This is a genomic window from Pseudoalteromonas sp. Bsw20308 (genome assembly GCF_000310105.2).
Lineage (GTDB): Bacteria > Pseudomonadota > Gammaproteobacteria > Enterobacterales > Alteromonadaceae > Pseudoalteromonas > Pseudoalteromonas fuliginea.
On sequence record NZ_CP013138.1, the window covers coordinates 1,421,747 to 1,437,053 of the forward strand.

Genomic DNA, 15,307 nt, shown 5'->3' on the forward strand with positions numbered 1-15,307 from the left:
TGTTTAATAAATCAGCTTAGCGTCATCACTAAGCTGATTTTAAGCACTCATTAAAGTGGTTACTGAAAATCCCACGATATATTAGACACTAAGCCACATGGCTCACACCTAAAGTCGAATAACCCAAACCACGATTCAGGTAATTTCCAGTCGCCATTACAACTAGGGCATTTTCGTTCAAGTTCAGACGCTTTATCTACGCCGCCTACACGGTATAAATAATAATAGGTTGGCTTTTTAGTTAAAAAACTAATTCGCTTTGTTATGTCTTTTCCGCGTCTATATAGGTCGCTTTGGACACTCGATATTTCTTCAAGTGCCGGAAACTCACAACGGGTTGCGCCATTAATTTGAATTTGATCGCAGGCTTGCCAATCTTCTTGCCATTTTATAAGCGTTTTATAGTCACCATTAGCAATTGCCGGAATACGAAATAGCGGCACAGGCAAAAAGTCATCACCACAATAAAGCGGGCTGCACGTATGCACATAGGTTGTATATAAAATATAACTTGATGGTTCTTTGCAGCAATCAGCGCCGTTGGAGTGAATATCTTGTCCAATTACTTTTACTTTTGGCGCAAGTAGCCCAGCACTATGTAACTTTTCGATACTGTGCTTAACAAACGGGCTGTTATTTAGCGGGTGCATTGCATCTTCAGTAGGGCACATTACGCGGGTAATAAAAAATCCATCTTTTAAAACGGTTGGAAATTCTTCCCCCATTATTTGACCATTAAAACGCAGTGCATTTACTAAGCGATTTATTGCGTGTTCGGCTTGTTCTAGGGTGGTGTCTTGGTAGCAATCAAAAGTTAAATCAACAACGAACATTTATAGTCTCAAATTATTTTTGTTCTAGCAGCGCAAGAAGTTTATCGAGTTTTTGCTCAATTCTATCTAATTGACTTGTTTTAAGCTCAGTATTATCTGACTGCTGTGGGTTTCTCATGAAGTTATTAATTGAATCAGGATTGTTTTTATATTGGCTTACTGCTGCAATAATCATCGGCATTGGAACCGGTTGCGCCAAACGGCTTTTAGTTAGTGCTACAGTAGGGGTTTTGCCTTCATCGAGAAGGGCTTTGATTGCATCAAATACAACTGAATTCATTAGATATATAACTCTTTAATAAAATAAATACGCAGCATATAAATGCTGCGCAAATGCTATGTTAGCAATAAATAAGGGTACATTAAATAAAATTACTTACTTTGACGAATGCGTACATCTAACTCGTCAATTACTTCACTCCAATCTCCATCTTCTGCAAGGGATTCAGCTAAAAAGTGTTGTTGTGCTTCATCCCAAAAATAAGCTTCTTGGAGTAGTGTTGTGTCTTCTAATTCATGTGAGGCAATAAACGCATCTATTTGCTCATCACTATTTGGTAATCCAAGCTGTGCAAAAAGTGTGTTAATGTCGTGTTTTGTCGTATCCATGATATTGCTCCTTTAAATGAATGAAAACTCATACTAGTGCCTAACTGTACCTCTTGCTAGTTAAACTCTCGCTGAATTTACGGTTAATAATTTTAGGTATATAGTTAGGTTTAAAGTTAAACAGCCTATAGCTAAAATAATAAAGGAAATACAATGAGTGTAACCACACCAGCTGATACGTTCAGCGTACAGTATTTAGCTGCAGAAGATATTAGTACTGCAGCGAGCCTAATTTATCAGGCTTATCATGACGATCCTGTATTACTAAACATGCTTAGCTACAATGACGAAAATAAATCAGTTTACGAAAAAAAACTACGATCATTAATTCGCGAAGAGCTCAGTAGTTTTTGGCAAGAAAAACAGCCACTAATAGGCCTATACCGCAACGATAAATTAAAAGCAATAGCGTGTGTATTTGAATCTAATAGCCAATTACAAGCGCAGCGTTATTGGCACTGGCGTTTAAAATTAATGCTGAGTGCGGGCTACTTGCAAACAAATCAATTAATAGATAAAGAACAAACAATTAGAGACGCCCTTAAACAGAAAGGTAATTACTATTTTTTAGCTTTTATTGCCGTAGATCCGCATTTTCATGGGCAAGGATTTGGCCGTTACTTACTACGTGGGCTGGATGACTTAGTTAAATGTAACGCTGAGTCAACAGGGATGGCTGTATTTGTAACGCGTAAAGAACACATTGAGTTTTTTAAAACTGAAAAGTTTGAAGCATTTAAACACCTTACTTTTAACCAAGTAGAGGGCGAATTACTGTTTAAATCAATAATTGAGCCAGCTATTTAAAATTATAATGTAAGCCAATGCGCCCAAACGGACATAAGGCCGTGAGACATCTCTTACATTGTTGTGAGCATAATCAGTTTAAGGCTACTATTAAGTGGCTTTTTTAAATTTAAGTTGCTGTTATTAAATGTTTATTTTGTTTTTTCATTTTTGTGACGCTTATTTATTTAATGTTAAGTCCTATTACTCACACTCGTTTGCTTTAAACTTTACTTTGTCAAGAAGACATAGCTCAATGATTGAGTTACTGCCAAGGATATGGAATAGGCAACGTAGCGGACGCTAGCAGGAAGCAAAAAGGACAAGTTAACAAGGAAAGCAAGGACGAATAGGAAGTGCAAGGTGCGCTAAAGTAGCAGGAGCTACTTAAAGGATTACCACGGATGATGCTAAAGGATATAGCCAAGCGTTAGATTACGCATAGGCCAAGGTGGCGAGAGGACATGGCAGGATGCAAAAGTGGCAGGAGCTACTTCAAAGGATTACCAGGGATGATGCTACAGGATGTAGCTAAGCGTTAGTTTGCGTGGATTTGCCAAGATGGTTATGGATATTGCAGGATGCAATGTGAGGGTAAATAAGGCTGTTTACTCGTTCAGGGGATGATAATACGGATTAATAGATAACGGATATCTAGCAGGATGCAGTCCAATTGGGGCGTAACTTTAGTTACGCCTTAGTTTTTTGTGTTTGAGTAAATTTAATTTAGCCCTAAATTTAATCCATTTATATTTTATGTGGTGGAACAACCACACTTTTCAAAAACTCATTTTCCATAATTAACACACCTTGATAAGCATTTTCACCATCGCTTGAAAATTCAAATATAAATTCACTTTTGATGCCAGGCTTGCCGCTCTTTAAAAAACCAAAGCGGCGTTTTGTGCAAGCAACACTCATCAACTGCACCTGCAGTTGCTCACTTTGGCGTTTAGCATGAACGTTCGCAGCTTCTGCCACCTTTCGGTTAAGCCAAAATAAGTAAATTACACTACCAATAAGTATGAACGTCCATAAACTTGCCATTTAAGAGAATAACCTTCCAATTGCACGCGCGAGGGTTTCGCTGCGATTTTCTTTACGTAATAAGCCTAATAAATGCGGGCGAATAGTCGGTATTGCAACTAAATCAGCAAAAATACTTGGAAACAATTCCTCAATTTTTTGATGATGCGCGCAATTATCCATAAATACATGCAAGCGTTCAGGGTTTTCTAATTGCTTAAAACAACGCCCAGCTATCGTTAATAACACATCTGAATCCTGCCCTGCAGGTGAGCTTAGTACAGTATCAACTAATTGAGCGCATAACCCTTGAGCTTGACCTTTTGAAACAGCTCTTAGTGCTGCGGTTATAGCTAATGTATCGTTATTACTAATTGCGGCCTGCGTGTAATCAACAAGCAACTCACTCATTGATGTTGGTATTTCAACGTGTTCAAGCATGGCACTGAGTGGTTGTAGTACTTCAATAGGTAAATGCGCCCATGCTTTTTGCAGATTACTTAAGTTTGTATCGCTGCCCAAGCGTAGTGCAAAATCGGCAATACCCTGCAGTGCAACACTTTGCCAATTATCAAAACCAATTTTACCGCTAAAGTACAGCTGTGCATGCTCGTAATACTGTGACGCAGGCTGTTTTAATAGTACTTTTACTTGGGCGTTAAATGCCGCTAATTTATTTGCGTTTGGCGTAAAAACATAAGGATTATTATCAAGTTTTCCATCGGCTTGTTCGCCTGTAATTTCAGTGCCTAGCGCTTGAATAACCATATCAGCAAAGTGATCGCGACTAGCACTTACCAGCATACTTTGCTCATCAAGTGGAAACTTTAAAAACCATACATAAGGTTCTTTACTGGCTTTAGTATCCCAAAATTGAATAGCGAGCCATGCATGACCAGCAAGTGGGTAAGGGTAAGGCACTTGAGCTTGTTCAATAGCTAAAAATTGTTTTTTATCAAGCTTAGTAATGTGCCTGCCAATATCAAAAGCACGCCACTGAGTACCCGCACCATCTAAAAGCTGACCTAATGTAGCTATTTGATCACTCATTGTTTTCTCAACTGTTTTTACTGCAAAATTACATTAATTATACGTCATAGCCGCCTATGAGGGAACAGGGTATAATTGCATTACATATATAAAAGAGGGTGGTTATGTACCAGCAAACCCAAACTTATTTAGTGCAGCTAACGGCACTTTTACAAAAACACGCGCTTTGGCAAAGTGGGCCAATAGACGCTGAGGCACTGCTTTCAAAGACTCCTTTTTGTCACGATACAATGGCATTTGAGCAGTGGTTACAGTTTGTATTTATTGAAAAAATACAGCAATTAATAACACATAGGCAACCACTGCCGCGTAACTTTGCTATTGCCCCTATGGCGCAAATGACACTTGTGAATAAAGCCGGAAGCGATGAAATAATTGAATTACTAACAGCCCTTGATACCTTTTTAGGAGAACCAAATGAGTGAGCGTCCAGCGCCTATTGAATATGGCGAGCTGACTATTTTGTATCAAGATGAAAACTATGTGGCTATAAATAAGCCTTCAGGTTTATTAGTGCATCGCTCGTTTTTAGATAAACACGAAACCCAGTTTGCTATGCAAATGTTGCGCGACCAGCTAGGGCAACATGTATTTCCAGTACATAGGCTCGATAGACCTACGTCGGGCGTATTACTGTTTGCATTGAGCTCGGAAGCAGCTCGCGATATGAACCAGCTATTTATTGAAGGTACTATTGCTAAGCGCTATTTAGCCTTAGTGCGCGGTTTTGCGCCAGAGTCAGTATTTTTAGATAAACCGCTTAAAGAAGAACTTGATAAAATAGCCGATAAGTTTGCAGATCAAGATAAAGCACCGCAAGAAGCGCAAACCCAGTTTAATTGCTTGCACCAAGCTGCATTGCCTATTCCTATAGGTAAGTATCCAACAGTGCGTTACTCGTTAGTTGAGTGTTTTCCAAAAACCGGGCGCAAGCATCAAATTCGCAGACACTTAAAGCACTTATCACTGCCTATTATTGGTGATGTAAATCACGGTGATAATCAGCATAATCAATTTTTTAGAGAGCATTTTGAACTAAGACGCTTAATGTTATTTGCAACAGAGCTTAGTTTTGTGCACCCTTATAGTAATGAATCAATAAAAATTAAAGCGCCACTAGGTGAAGACATGCTTGAAATATGTAAGCAGCTAGGTTGGCCAGAGCAAGAAAAGGATTATTAATGGCACATATTAGTATTTTTGTAGGCAGCGTTAATGGCGGTGCAGAGCGTTTAAGCGATGAAGTTGCAACCACAATAGAGCAAGCGGGTCATACTGCAACGCTAATTACTGAAGCATCACTTGATGATATAAAAAATGCATCGCATATTTTAATTGTTACCTCCACAACAGGCCAAGGTGATGTACCGAGTAATTTGGCAGGATTGTACTTTGCAATGAATAGCACTTTCCCAATGCTTACCGATAAACCGTTTGGTGTAATTGCAATGGGTGACAGATGCTACGGCGATACATTTTGTGGCGCAGGGCGTAGCTTTGACGAGTTACTACGCGATTTACAAGCAAAGCCTGTGGGCAACCGCCTAGAAATAGATGCATGTGAAGATTTTGAACCATGGCCAGTAACCGAGCCTTGGTTAAAAGTATGGCTAGAAAAACTACCTGTTTAATACTTTAACCTTAAAGTATTAAAAAAGGAGCGTATGCGCTCCTTTTTACTTTTTTACTTTTAATATAGATTTATAAATTAACTACTTCTGACATCTACTTTAAGTTTTAGCTTTTGGCCAGGTTGTAGGTATTTTTGACCGGCTAAATTATTCCACTTAATAATTTCGTTAACGCTTAGATTAAACTTAGACGCAATACGTGCAAGTGAATCACCTCGGCGTACTTTGTATGTAATAGTACGGTTGGTGCTTGCCGTTGCTTGTGGTTTATTAGCTGACTTATACACAGTTAGTTTTTGATTTAGGCGCAATACAGAGTTTTTCTTTAGTTTATTCCATTTAGCCAACTCATCCATAGTTACGTCATATTCGCGGCTAATATCCCATAACGTGTCGCCACTTTTAACTGTGTGCGAAAGTTTTGTGCGAGTTGCTTTATTAGCAGCTAAACGCATCTGCTTTGGTAAATGCTCACTATTTATAGCGCCATCAGTAAGCGGGACTAATAATTCTTGGCCTACTTTAATCGTATTTGATTTGAGTTTATTAAGCGATCGGATTGCGCTTGAGCTTGTTGTAAACTTTTTGGCAATTACCGATAAGCTGTCGCCTCGAGCCACAATATAACGCTGCCAGCGTAATCTGTTTTTAACATCAGTGTTTGCTAGTTTTTGGCTAAATTCCTCTGCTTTATCAACAGGCAATAATAAAGAATGTGGGCCATTGGGATCAGTTGCCCAGCGATTAAAACCGGGGTTTAATCTGTATAGCTCAGTAAGCGTCATATCAGCCATATCAGCAGCAAGTGCTAAATCTATTTGCGAGCCAACATCAACCACTTCAACCACTTGTGCATTAATTACTGGTTGCCATGTAACGTTAAAATCATCTGAGCGTTTTAATAAATCGGCAAGTGCTAATAACTTTGGTACGTAGGCTGTTGTTTCGCTTGGTAAATCAAGAGACCAAAAATCGGTAGGTAAATGCTTTTTACGATTCTTTTTAATCGCGCGCATTAAACGCCCTTCACCTGAATTATAAGCAGCAATCGCATTTAGCCAATCGCCTTCAAGTGTTTTATGTAAATACGATAAGTAATCAAGTGCTGCGCGAGTCGACTGCACTATGTCGCGACGACCGTCGTACCACCAGTTTTGTTTTAAATCGAATCGCTCACCGGTTGCAGGCATAAACTGCCAAATGCCCGATGCGCTGCGATTAGAATAACCAAACGGGTCAAATGCACTTTCTACAATAGGCAGTAGTGCAATTTCGATTGGCATTTCGCGCTTTTCTACTTCTTCAACAATAAAGTGTAAGTAAGGCTCTGCACGTTTAGAAATACGATCTAAATAGGCTTGGTGGCGAGCATAATAATTACGTTCAGTAACAACAGGGCGGTTTTGCGGTATTTCGATAGAAAGTTGGTAGCGAATTCGCTCCCACACATCATCAAACACGGGAGCTTCTTGCTCATCAGGGTCGACTTGCTGATATTGTGCGTTTACCATCAATGCATTGTTAATGTCGTTAGGACTTGCGCCTTCGAGTTGTTGGTTTGTTTGCGTGGCGACTTGAGAGTCTGAGTCTAAAGTTGTCACAGTTTGACAACCACTTAGCGCTAACGCCAAGGCTATTAATAGGGGAGATTTATTCATAAATACCAATACATCGGGTAAAAAACTCGGCGAATACTACCTGTTATGAGTTAACATTGCCACTGAATGACTTTTTAAAACGCAGAAATAGAATCATCACTATATCTTAAGTTAATGATTCTAATAAAATAAATGTTAAAGTATTAGTCTGTGCATTAAAAATTGTCTTTGAACTGCCTCAGACTAGCAAAGTTTCCCCAAGGTTCATTGTTTTTTGTAACCGAGGTAAACTCTTCTGGCACTAACTCTGTAATGGTTGGCAAATCGCTACGCATAAATGGATTTATTTTTAGCTCCTGTCCAATAGAAGTGGGTAGGGAGATTTGGTTATTACTGCGTAATTCATCTACTTTTTTACTGTACGCAAGGAGTTCTGGGTTACGTGGTTCAACGGCTTTGGCAAAGGCAAGGTTAGCTTGCGTGTATTCGTGCGTGCAATACACACTGCAGCTTGCAGGCAGCTCTCTTAGTTTATTAAAAGACTCCCACATTTGCTCTGGCGTGCCTTCAAATAAGCGCCCACATCCACCGCTAAACAATGTATCGCCGGTAAAAGCAAGTTCATCATTTGTGTAACAAATATGATCAAGCGTGTGCCCAGGAGTTGCTAAAATAGTAAAGTTAATATTAAGCACACTGATGCTTTGTCCATCAGTGAGTGCGTGAGTGACGCCTTTAAATGGACTATTTACAGGGCCATAAACCGATATATCTGGATAGGCGTCAACTAATTCAGCTACGCCATCGGTGTGGTCGTAGTGATGATGCGTAATTAAAATGCCACCAAGCGTTAGTTTATGCTCAGCTAAGTACGTTAATACGGGATGCGCTTGGCCTGGATCGACGACCCATGCTTGGTTACTGTTATCGGTAGTTAAACACCAAATGTAATTATCAGAAAAGGCTTTAATTGCTTTGACTTGCACCATGGTAAATTGCTCTATAAAGTGACACTTATCGCATAGTATAACGAGCTCAAAAAATGAAACCAGCCCTTAGTTTTCAAGAAGGACCCAAACCACTGTCGTGGCAGCAGTTTCCTCATGGGGATTATTTGCGTGCAGATATTGAACGCAAAATGGAGCAATGGCTGCCGCGTATGTTTGGCTATCATATGCTTAAGTTGGGTAATTTAAGTGGCGAATTAAACACAAGTATAAGTACGATTAAACATCAAGTGTGTGTTGCAGAGCCAGGACCTTACACCGGGGTAGTTGCTGACATAGATGAACTGCCATTTTACGAGCACAGTATTGATGCTTGCATACTAAGCCATTGCTTAGAGTATCATTCAGACCCGCATCATATTTTACGAGAAGCACATCGCACGCTTATTCCAGGCGGTTATATACTCGTGACTGGTTTTAATCCGTTTAGTTTGTGCGGGCTTGCACAAATGCTGCCTTTTAGTGGTCAGAAATTACCATGGACAGGGCGCTTTTTTACCCCTGCGAGGGTTAAAGATTGGCTAAATTTATTGGGTTTTGAAATTGTAAGTGACGAACGTTTTATTTATTCATCACTGGCAAGAGGTAACAGGTTATCAAGATTTGAGTTTTGGCGGACTTTTGCAAAACAGTATTTAAAACCAATGGGCAGTGTTTATATGCTGGTGGCACGAAAAAGAGTTGCGCCACTTACGCCGATAAAACCTAAGTGGCATGCAAGGCCGCAGTTTGCACCTGTAAAAGGGGCAGGGCTTAGACAAACGTCAAAGCAACACTTTAAATCGTGCGACCAAAAAAATAATACCAATTGCATTAAATAAGTGATCTATTATAGCGCTAAGAAAAATAGCACATTAACAAGGCGAAAATTGTGACATATAGTTGTTCTATATGAATAATTTTTAACGCAGTTAGTGAGTTATTTAATGCGATAGAATGAACATGTTTTTAATAAAATTGGTATAACAACTAGCTTAGAATAAATTTAAGGCTGGTAGCCTACATCTTCTAGTAAATCTTTACTGCCTGCGGCATCGCGCGCTAAATCGTCAACTATTTCGTTGTACTTATGGCCGCTATGCCCTTTAACCCATTTCCAGGTTACATTGTGCTCGCTACAGGCTTTATCTAGGCGTTTCCATAAATCGACGTTTTTAACCGGCTTTTTAGCTGATGTTAACCAGCCACGTTTTTTCCAGTTAGTGATCCACGATTCAATACCTTGCTTAACATATTGGCTATCGGTTGTTAGATTTACTTCGCATTCTCGAGTGAGTGATTCTAGGGCTACAATAGCCGCGAGCATTTCCATTCGGTTATTCGTTGTGAGTTTATAACCTTGGCTCATTTCTTTTTCGTGACCGTTATAAATCATAAAAATACCATAACCGCCGGGGCCTGGATTACCTAAACATGAGCCATCGGTGTAAATCTCTACGGTTTTTTGCACTGTTTTACCTTGATCTTATGTACAATAAAGTGATTATAGAAAGATACCAGAATCAGGCTAAATTCGATATGGCACGTAGACAAATAGTTTTAGATACAGAAACCACCGGCATCGACCCTAAACAAGGGCACCGTATTATAGAAATTGGGTGTGTGGAGTTAGTAAATCGCCGTTTAACAGGCAATAACTTTCACGTTTATATAAACCCACAACGCCCAAGCGAAGAAGAAGCAATCGACGTTCACGGTATCACTAACGAATTTTTACGTGATAAACCACTGTTTCATCAAATCGCGCAAGAGTTTTTCGACTATATTGAAGGGGCTGAACTAGTTATTCATAATGCGCCGTTCGATGTTGGTCATATGGATAACGAATTTGCGTTGCTTAATCAAGGTTATCCTAAAACGAGTACGTTTTGTGAAGTTCTTGACACGCTTAAAATGGCGCGTGACTTGCATCCAGGTCAAAAGAACAATCTTGATGCTTTATGTCGTCGTTACGATGTAGATAACGCCAAGCGAACGCTTCACGGTGCGTTACTGGATTCTGAGATTTTAGCTGATGTTTACCTTGCCATGACGGGCGGTCAAACAAAACTAAATTTGAATCAAAACAAAGATGACGGCAGCGAGCAGCGAAAGGGGGGTATAAAGCGTTTAAATAGTGACAGAGCCCCACTAGTTGTATTGCGAGCAAGCGATGCTGAGCAAAGCGCACACGAAGCCCGATTAGATCTTGTAAATAAAGAAGGCGGCCAATGTTTATGGCGCGCTGAATAAGGCCATAATATGAAAACGATGTGTTTTGTAACTGTGCTAATAGCGGTTAGCTGTTTTACAAATAATGCTTATAGCGCTAAGCAAGTGGAAGTACTTAAACGCGATGGCCAACAAAATGAAATACCTTTATTAGAAAATCGTTTTCGTATAGATAGTCAAATTGATGAAATAACGTTACTTTTTTTTAGAAAGGCAGGTACACCTGCTGTTATTTTAGTAAGGCCAGATGGCAGTAAATACTTTGCTCCCGACTCAGTTAAAGATCCTAACATTGAATGGTTTGATGAACTTAACTACGATCTCGTTACAATTAAAAAGCCAACGCCTGGGCCTTGGCAAGTGATAGGCAGCATATTACCAGATAGTCGAATCGTGGTATTAGGTGAGGTGTCGTTGCAGGCAGAGTCGTTACCATCGGTGTTATTTAGAGGCGAATCTGTAAAGGTTACGGGTAGAGTATTAAATGATGGCGAACCAATTAATGCTAACTTATTTAAAGATGTGGTTAGTTTACATGTCGATTTTGTCAGTACTAACAACGAGAGTTTTGCGAATTTCGGTGCTGGTATACAAGAAGTTGCTGAGTTTAAAGATGATGGTCGTGGGTTTGATGAACGACCAAAAGATGGTGTATTTACCGGTGAATTTAAATTAGATTTCCCTGCAGGAGAGTGGACACCAGAACTTTACATTGCGACTCCTTTGCTACAAAGGCGTATAACCCAAAAAGCACTTATTATTCATGAGCCGCCTTTTGAGTTTGATATAGCTTTAGCTAAAGAGGATTTTGATGATCATATTTTAGCTATAACTATTGATGCAAACATTGTTAAACCTGAAACCGTGATAATTCAGGGCAAAATATATTATCCCAATAATGAAGAACAAATGTTTACGATTGATGCAATGGCAAATGTATCACGCCAGCTTACGATAAAAAATTATGACTGGGGTCGGTATAGTGTTGAACTGTCTGTTTTTGGCACTAATATAAATGATCGTGAATTTATGGCAACGCTACCCACATACAAATTTGAGATAGAACGACCCATAGAAGCGGTGCCCGAAATTGACCCTGCAACGATTATTACGCCTGATGAAATGATTAAAAGCGATCCTGATGAAGGAAAAATGACCACATCAACAATAATTAGTTTGATTGTCGGCTGTAATATATTCATATTATTGGTTGGTTGGCTGTTAATTCGTATATTTGTTCAGAAAAAGTCGATTAAATTTAACGTCAGGCTGCCTTTCTTAAAGAAAAAGAAAGCAAGTGAAGATGACGTTACTGACTCAGAAAAAAATCAAGTCGGTAAAAATGGCTCAAAAAGTGACAAATCAGGTGAAATTTTAAACCTTTCGATGACAGATGACTAAAAAACCTATAAAAAAACAAAAAAGCCCTTGACGAAATAGGGGTTGGTTCGTATTATTCACGCCGCTGTCAGGGAGACCTAAACAGCAACGAAAATATGGAGTGGTAGTTCAGTTGGTTAGAATACCGGCCTGTCACGCCGGGGGTCGCGGGTTCGAGTCCCGTCCACTCCGCCATTTTCGAAAAATTGTAAGTAAAAGCTGGAGTGGTAGTTCAGTTGGTTAGAATACCGGCCTGTCACGCCGGGGGTCGCGGGTTCGAGTCCCGTCCACTCCGCCAACACTTACACAACGTATGGTTGTAAAACATATTCTTATTATGGAGTGGTAGTTCAGTTGGTTAGAATACCGGCCTGTCACGCCGGGGGTCGCGGGTTCGAGTCCCGTCCACTCCGCCAATAAGAAAAAATAACAGTTTAAATATGCGCTGGAGTGGTAGTTCAGTTGGTTAGAATACCGGCCTGTCACGCCGGGGGTCGCGGGTTCGAGTCCCGTCCACTCCGCCAACTATTTAAACAATGTTATATTACAAAGTTTGTATGCTGGAGTGGTAGTTCAGTTGGTTAGAATACCGGCCTGTCACGCCGGGGGTCGCGGGTTCGAGTCCCGTCCACTCCGCCAACAAATTAAGTAATAACAAGTATAATGATATCTCTGCGGAGTGGTAGTTCAGTTGGTTAGAATACCGGCCTGTCACGCCGGGGGTCGCGGGTTCGAGTCCCGTCCACTCCGCCATTTGATATCATGATTAAAATTAGTAAGTGCATTACCCCATGCACATACCACTGCGGAGTGGTAGTTCAGTTGGTTAGAATACCGGCCTGTCACGCCGGGGTCGCGGGTTCGAGTCCCGTCCACTCCGCCACTTGTTATTTCCTCAATAACAAGTTTATGTTTGAAAAACACTCAAAACACTCAAAACACTCAAAACACTCAAAACACTCAAAACACTCAAAACACTCAAAACACTCAAAACACTCAAAACACTCAAATAGTTACTTTTTTCCTATGCACCATTTTTGATATTGATTTGTATTACCATTTGCTTTAATTTGTTTTAATACTATAAAAATTATGGCTTTCTATGTCTGCACCACAGGCCTATCAACGCAACAAATTTGATTTTGATATTTTAGTTGTTGAAGACGATACATTACTTAATGATCAAATTACTGAATTACTAGCTAACCAAGGGTACTCTGTTACACAGTGTTTTGATGGTAATCATGCACTTGATTTAGCAGTTGCTCAGCGCTTTAGCCTTATTTTATTAGATGTTATGTTGCCGGGAAAAGACGGCTTGGCAGTGCTCAATATTTTACGTAGTTGTAATAGCACCCCTGTCATAATTGTATCGGCAAAACATGCTGAAGAAGAGCGCATTCTAGGTCTATCAGCCGGTGCGGATGATTATTTAGCGAAACCCTTTAATAGCCAAGAATTATTATTACGCGTAGATTCAGTACTAAGACGTGTTTTTAAACAAGACACAAATACTCCTTATATTGCTAATATTGATGGACTTGAGATAGATAGCTTACATCAACAGGTTTTTCTACATTGTGAGCTATTAACTTTTACGCCTATTGAGTTTGGCTTACTGCAAATTTTAATGAAAAACCAAGCACAAATACTGTTAAAACCTTTCTTATATCAAGTGGTGCTAAACAAACGTTTTAGCCAGTACGATCGTAGTTTAGATATGCATATGAGTCGTATTCGAAAAAAGTTAAATAATGCTGGCTGGGATGGCAGTCGTTTACACACAGTGCATGGCCAAGGATACTGTATTAAATGACACGACGTCTATTTTGGAAGCTGTGCTTAATTATTGGTACCGGTGTTGTTGCGATGTTCTATTTAATTAATGTCGCGGTTAATCACTTTGAAAATGATATGAGTATGTTAAGTGATTCAAGCCGAACAGAATTAACTGATTGGCAAACAAAGGCTGAGATTATATTTGATCAAGGCGATATGAGCGAGCTTGAGCGTTGGGTCGATAACTTGCAGCAACAAGAAAATATTTGGGCTGTAATTGCCAAAGCGAATGTGGTTGAGTTAGCTGGTAATCGCTCTCATCGTTATGAGTATACCGGGTATAATTTAGGGCGTAGCATTGATTGGAAAATCCATCTGTACTTCGACCGTGCACCGGCTATGCAGTTACCTTTTAAAGATGGTACAACTAGCCTTGTTGTGCAGTTGCCGCAAAGAATGCGTCCGGGGTCGCTTTGGAATTTAACACGCTTGTCGTTACAAGTTTTATTACCAATGTCTATATTGGTATGTTTATCTATTGTGTTATATCGTCATATCATGCATCCAATTAAAGAGCTCGACTTAGCAAGTAGGGCATTTAGTAAAGGAGACTTTAGCGTCAGGGTTCGGGAGCAGTTGGGCTCACGTAACGACGAACTGTCTCAATTAGCTGAAACATTTGATTTAATGGCTGAGCGGATCAGTGAGCAAATTATGCACCAACGTGTATTATTAACGGATCTTTCCCACGAGTTGAGAACACCTTTAACACGCTTAGATATCGCAACTGATAACTTACTCTCTCACAGGGAGGGAGGTGTAGAGGACACACAAATTAAATTAGAACGTATTCATAAAGAGTCACAGCACATTCGTAAGTTAGTCGATGACACGCTAACTTTGTCTTGGTTAGATAATGAATCACCTCAGTTACGTATTGAATCTTTGGACTTAGTCGATTTACTCGAAATCCTCATTGAAGATGGACGTTTTGAGTACCCTGATAAACTGATTTCTGCTGACTTACCTAATCAAGCACATATTGAAAACAGTAATCATAGGGCATTAGGTCAAGCACTTGAGAATATACTTAGAAATGCACTACGTTACACACCCATTAATAAACAAGTGCGCGTTAGTCTCATTGATCATGAATATGAATATCAAATTATTATTTCAGATCAAGGCCCTGGAGTGCCTAAAGAGCATTTAAATACTATTTTTAGACCTTTCTTTCGGATTGATTCAGCCCGTTCGTGCAACAGTGATAGTTTTGGTTTAGGGCTTGCTTTAGCACAGCGACAATTAAACGCGATCGCAGCAACAGTATTTGCTACAAATAGCATTGCCGGTGGCTTAATCATGACGGTAACAGTACCTAAAGGTGTATAAAATTA

The 15,307-nt window shown here is 39.8% G+C and carries 17 protein-coding genes and 7 tRNA genes; 16 read left to right on the forward strand and 8 right to left on the reverse strand.

The features are described 5' to 3' along the window. Window positions 1–59 precede the first annotated feature (59 nt). The 3 genes from D172_RS06060 to D172_RS06070 form a co-directional block, all read right to left on the reverse strand. Complete coding sequence (locus D172_RS06060; RefSeq protein ID WP_007378198.1) at window positions 60–833, reverse strand: Zn-ribbon-containing protein; 774 nt, start codon at window positions 831–833, stop codon at window positions 60–62. A gap of 13 nt (window positions 834–846) precedes the next feature. Beyond that, complete coding sequence (locus D172_RS06065) at window positions 847–1,113, reverse strand: hypothetical protein (protein ID WP_007378199.1); 267 nt, start codon at window positions 1,111–1,113, stop codon at window positions 847–849. A 92-nt stretch (window positions 1,114–1,205) separates the two neighbouring features. Continuing rightward, window positions 1,206–1,442 (reverse strand): DUF2789 domain-containing protein, encoded by a 237-nt coding sequence (locus D172_RS06070; RefSeq protein ID WP_007378200.1) that lies wholly within the window; start codon window positions 1,440–1,442, stop codon window positions 1,206–1,208. 153 nt (window positions 1,443–1,595) lie between these two features. On the opposite strand from D172_RS06070, the gene D172_RS06075 reads away from it, so the two are divergent. After that, the gene (locus tag D172_RS06075; protein ID WP_007378201.1) at window positions 1,596–2,249 is read left to right on the forward strand and encodes a GNAT family N-acetyltransferase; all 654 of its coding nucleotides are present in this window, start codon (window positions 1,596–1,598) and stop codon (window positions 2,247–2,249) included. 726 nt (window positions 2,250–2,975) lie between these two features. Here D172_RS06075 and D172_RS06080 read toward each other — a convergent pair. Both D172_RS06080 and D172_RS06085 read right to left on the reverse strand, forming a co-directional pair. Then, on the reverse strand, window positions 2,976–3,275 hold the full coding sequence (locus D172_RS06080; RefSeq protein ID WP_007378202.1) for a DUF3301 domain-containing protein: 300 nt from the start codon (window positions 3,273–3,275) through the stop codon (window positions 2,976–2,978). Continuing rightward, a complete protein-coding gene (locus D172_RS06085; RefSeq protein ID WP_007378203.1) occupies window positions 3,276–4,304 on the reverse strand; it encodes a DUF3549 family protein in 1,029 nt (342 codons plus the stop codon). Between the two features lie 104 nt (window positions 4,305–4,408). Between D172_RS06085 and D172_RS06090 the strand changes: the two genes are divergently transcribed. The 3 genes from D172_RS06090 to D172_RS06100 are packed head-to-tail and all read left to right on the forward strand — an operon-like array spanning window position 4,409 to window position 5,935. Further along, window positions 4,409–4,729 (forward strand): YqcC family protein, encoded by a 321-nt coding sequence (locus tag D172_RS06090; RefSeq protein WP_007378204.1) that lies wholly within the window; start codon window positions 4,409–4,411, stop codon window positions 4,727–4,729. Continuing rightward, window positions 4,722–5,486: a tRNA pseudouridine(65) synthase TruC gene (truC, locus tag D172_RS06095; protein ID WP_007378205.1), complete on the forward strand. Its 765-nt coding sequence runs from the start codon at window positions 4,722–4,724 to the stop codon at window positions 5,484–5,486. The genes D172_RS06090 and truC overlap by 8 nt, the downstream gene beginning before the upstream one ends. Continuing rightward, window positions 5,486–5,935, forward strand: a complete 450-nt coding sequence (locus tag D172_RS06100; protein ID WP_007378206.1) for a flavodoxin — start codon at window positions 5,486–5,488, stop codon at window positions 5,933–5,935. Before truC ends, D172_RS06100 begins: the two co-directional genes overlap by 1 nt. 77 nt (window positions 5,936–6,012) lie before the next feature. On the opposite strand, the gene D172_RS06105 is transcribed toward D172_RS06100, so the two are convergent. Together D172_RS06105 and gloB are read right to left on the reverse strand one after the other, a co-directional pair. Next, a complete protein-coding gene (locus tag D172_RS06105) occupies window positions 6,013–7,593 on the reverse strand; it encodes a LysM peptidoglycan-binding domain-containing protein (RefSeq protein WP_007378207.1) in 1,581 nt (526 codons plus the stop codon). Window positions 7,594–7,748: 155 nt separating this feature from the next. Beyond that, a complete protein-coding gene (gloB, locus tag D172_RS06110; RefSeq protein WP_007378208.1) occupies window positions 7,749–8,522 on the reverse strand; it encodes a hydroxyacylglutathione hydrolase in 774 nt (257 codons plus the stop codon). Window positions 8,523–8,575: 53 nt separating this feature from the next. On the opposite strand from gloB, the gene D172_RS06115 reads away from it, so the two are divergent. After that, the gene (locus D172_RS06115; protein ID WP_007378209.1) at window positions 8,576–9,361 is read left to right on the forward strand and encodes a class I SAM-dependent methyltransferase; all 786 of its coding nucleotides are present in this window, start codon (window positions 8,576–8,578) and stop codon (window positions 9,359–9,361) included. A 164-nt stretch (window positions 9,362–9,525) separates the two neighbouring features. Here D172_RS06115 and rnhA read toward each other — a convergent pair whose 3' ends face one another. Next, a complete protein-coding gene (rnhA, locus tag D172_RS06120; protein WP_007378210.1) occupies window positions 9,526–9,990 on the reverse strand; it encodes a ribonuclease HI in 465 nt (154 codons plus the stop codon). Window positions 9,991–10,058: 68 nt separating this feature from the next. On the opposite strand from rnhA, the gene dnaQ reads away from it, so the two are divergent. The 11 genes from dnaQ to D172_RS06175 all read left to right on the forward strand — a co-directional run bounded on the left by dnaQ (window position 10,059) and on the right by D172_RS06175 (window position 15,302). Next, window positions 10,059–10,772: a DNA polymerase III subunit epsilon gene (gene dnaQ / locus D172_RS06125; protein WP_007378211.1), complete on the forward strand. Its 714-nt coding sequence runs from the start codon at window positions 10,059–10,061 to the stop codon at window positions 10,770–10,772. 9 nt (window positions 10,773–10,781) lie between these two features. Then, the gene (locus D172_RS06130) at window positions 10,782–12,152 is read left to right on the forward strand and encodes a TIGR03503 family protein (RefSeq protein WP_007378212.1); all 1,371 of its coding nucleotides are present in this window, start codon (window positions 10,782–10,784) and stop codon (window positions 12,150–12,152) included. Between the two features lie 97 nt (window positions 12,153–12,249). Next, a tRNA-Asp gene (locus D172_RS06135) sits at window positions 12,250–12,326 on the forward strand. Window positions 12,327–12,352: 26 nt separating this feature from the next. Next, a tRNA-Asp gene (locus D172_RS06140) sits at window positions 12,353–12,429 on the forward strand. Window positions 12,430–12,470: 41 nt separating this feature from the next. Beyond that, window positions 12,471–12,547 (forward strand) — tRNA-Asp (locus D172_RS06145). Between the two features lie 31 nt (window positions 12,548–12,578). Further along, a tRNA-Asp gene (locus D172_RS06150) sits at window positions 12,579–12,655 on the forward strand. A gap of 38 nt (window positions 12,656–12,693) precedes the next feature. Beyond that, window positions 12,694–12,770 (forward strand) — tRNA-Asp (locus tag D172_RS06155). 37 nt (window positions 12,771–12,807) lie between these two features. Then, window positions 12,808–12,884, forward strand: a tRNA-Asp gene (locus D172_RS06160). A gap of 54 nt (window positions 12,885–12,938) precedes the next feature. Further along, a tRNA-Asp gene (locus D172_RS06165) sits at window positions 12,939–13,014 on the forward strand. Window positions 13,015–13,233: 219 nt separating this feature from the next. After that, window positions 13,234–13,947: a response regulator transcription factor gene (locus D172_RS06170; RefSeq protein WP_007378009.1), complete on the forward strand. Its 714-nt coding sequence runs from the start codon at window positions 13,234–13,236 to the stop codon at window positions 13,945–13,947. Then, window positions 13,944–15,302, forward strand: coding sequence for a histidine kinase sensor domain-containing protein (locus D172_RS06175; RefSeq protein ID WP_007378008.1), 1,359 nt, complete (start codon window positions 13,944–13,946; stop codon window positions 15,300–15,302). The genes D172_RS06170 and D172_RS06175 overlap by 4 nt, the downstream gene beginning before the upstream one ends. Window positions 15,303–15,307 lie beyond the last annotated feature (5 nt).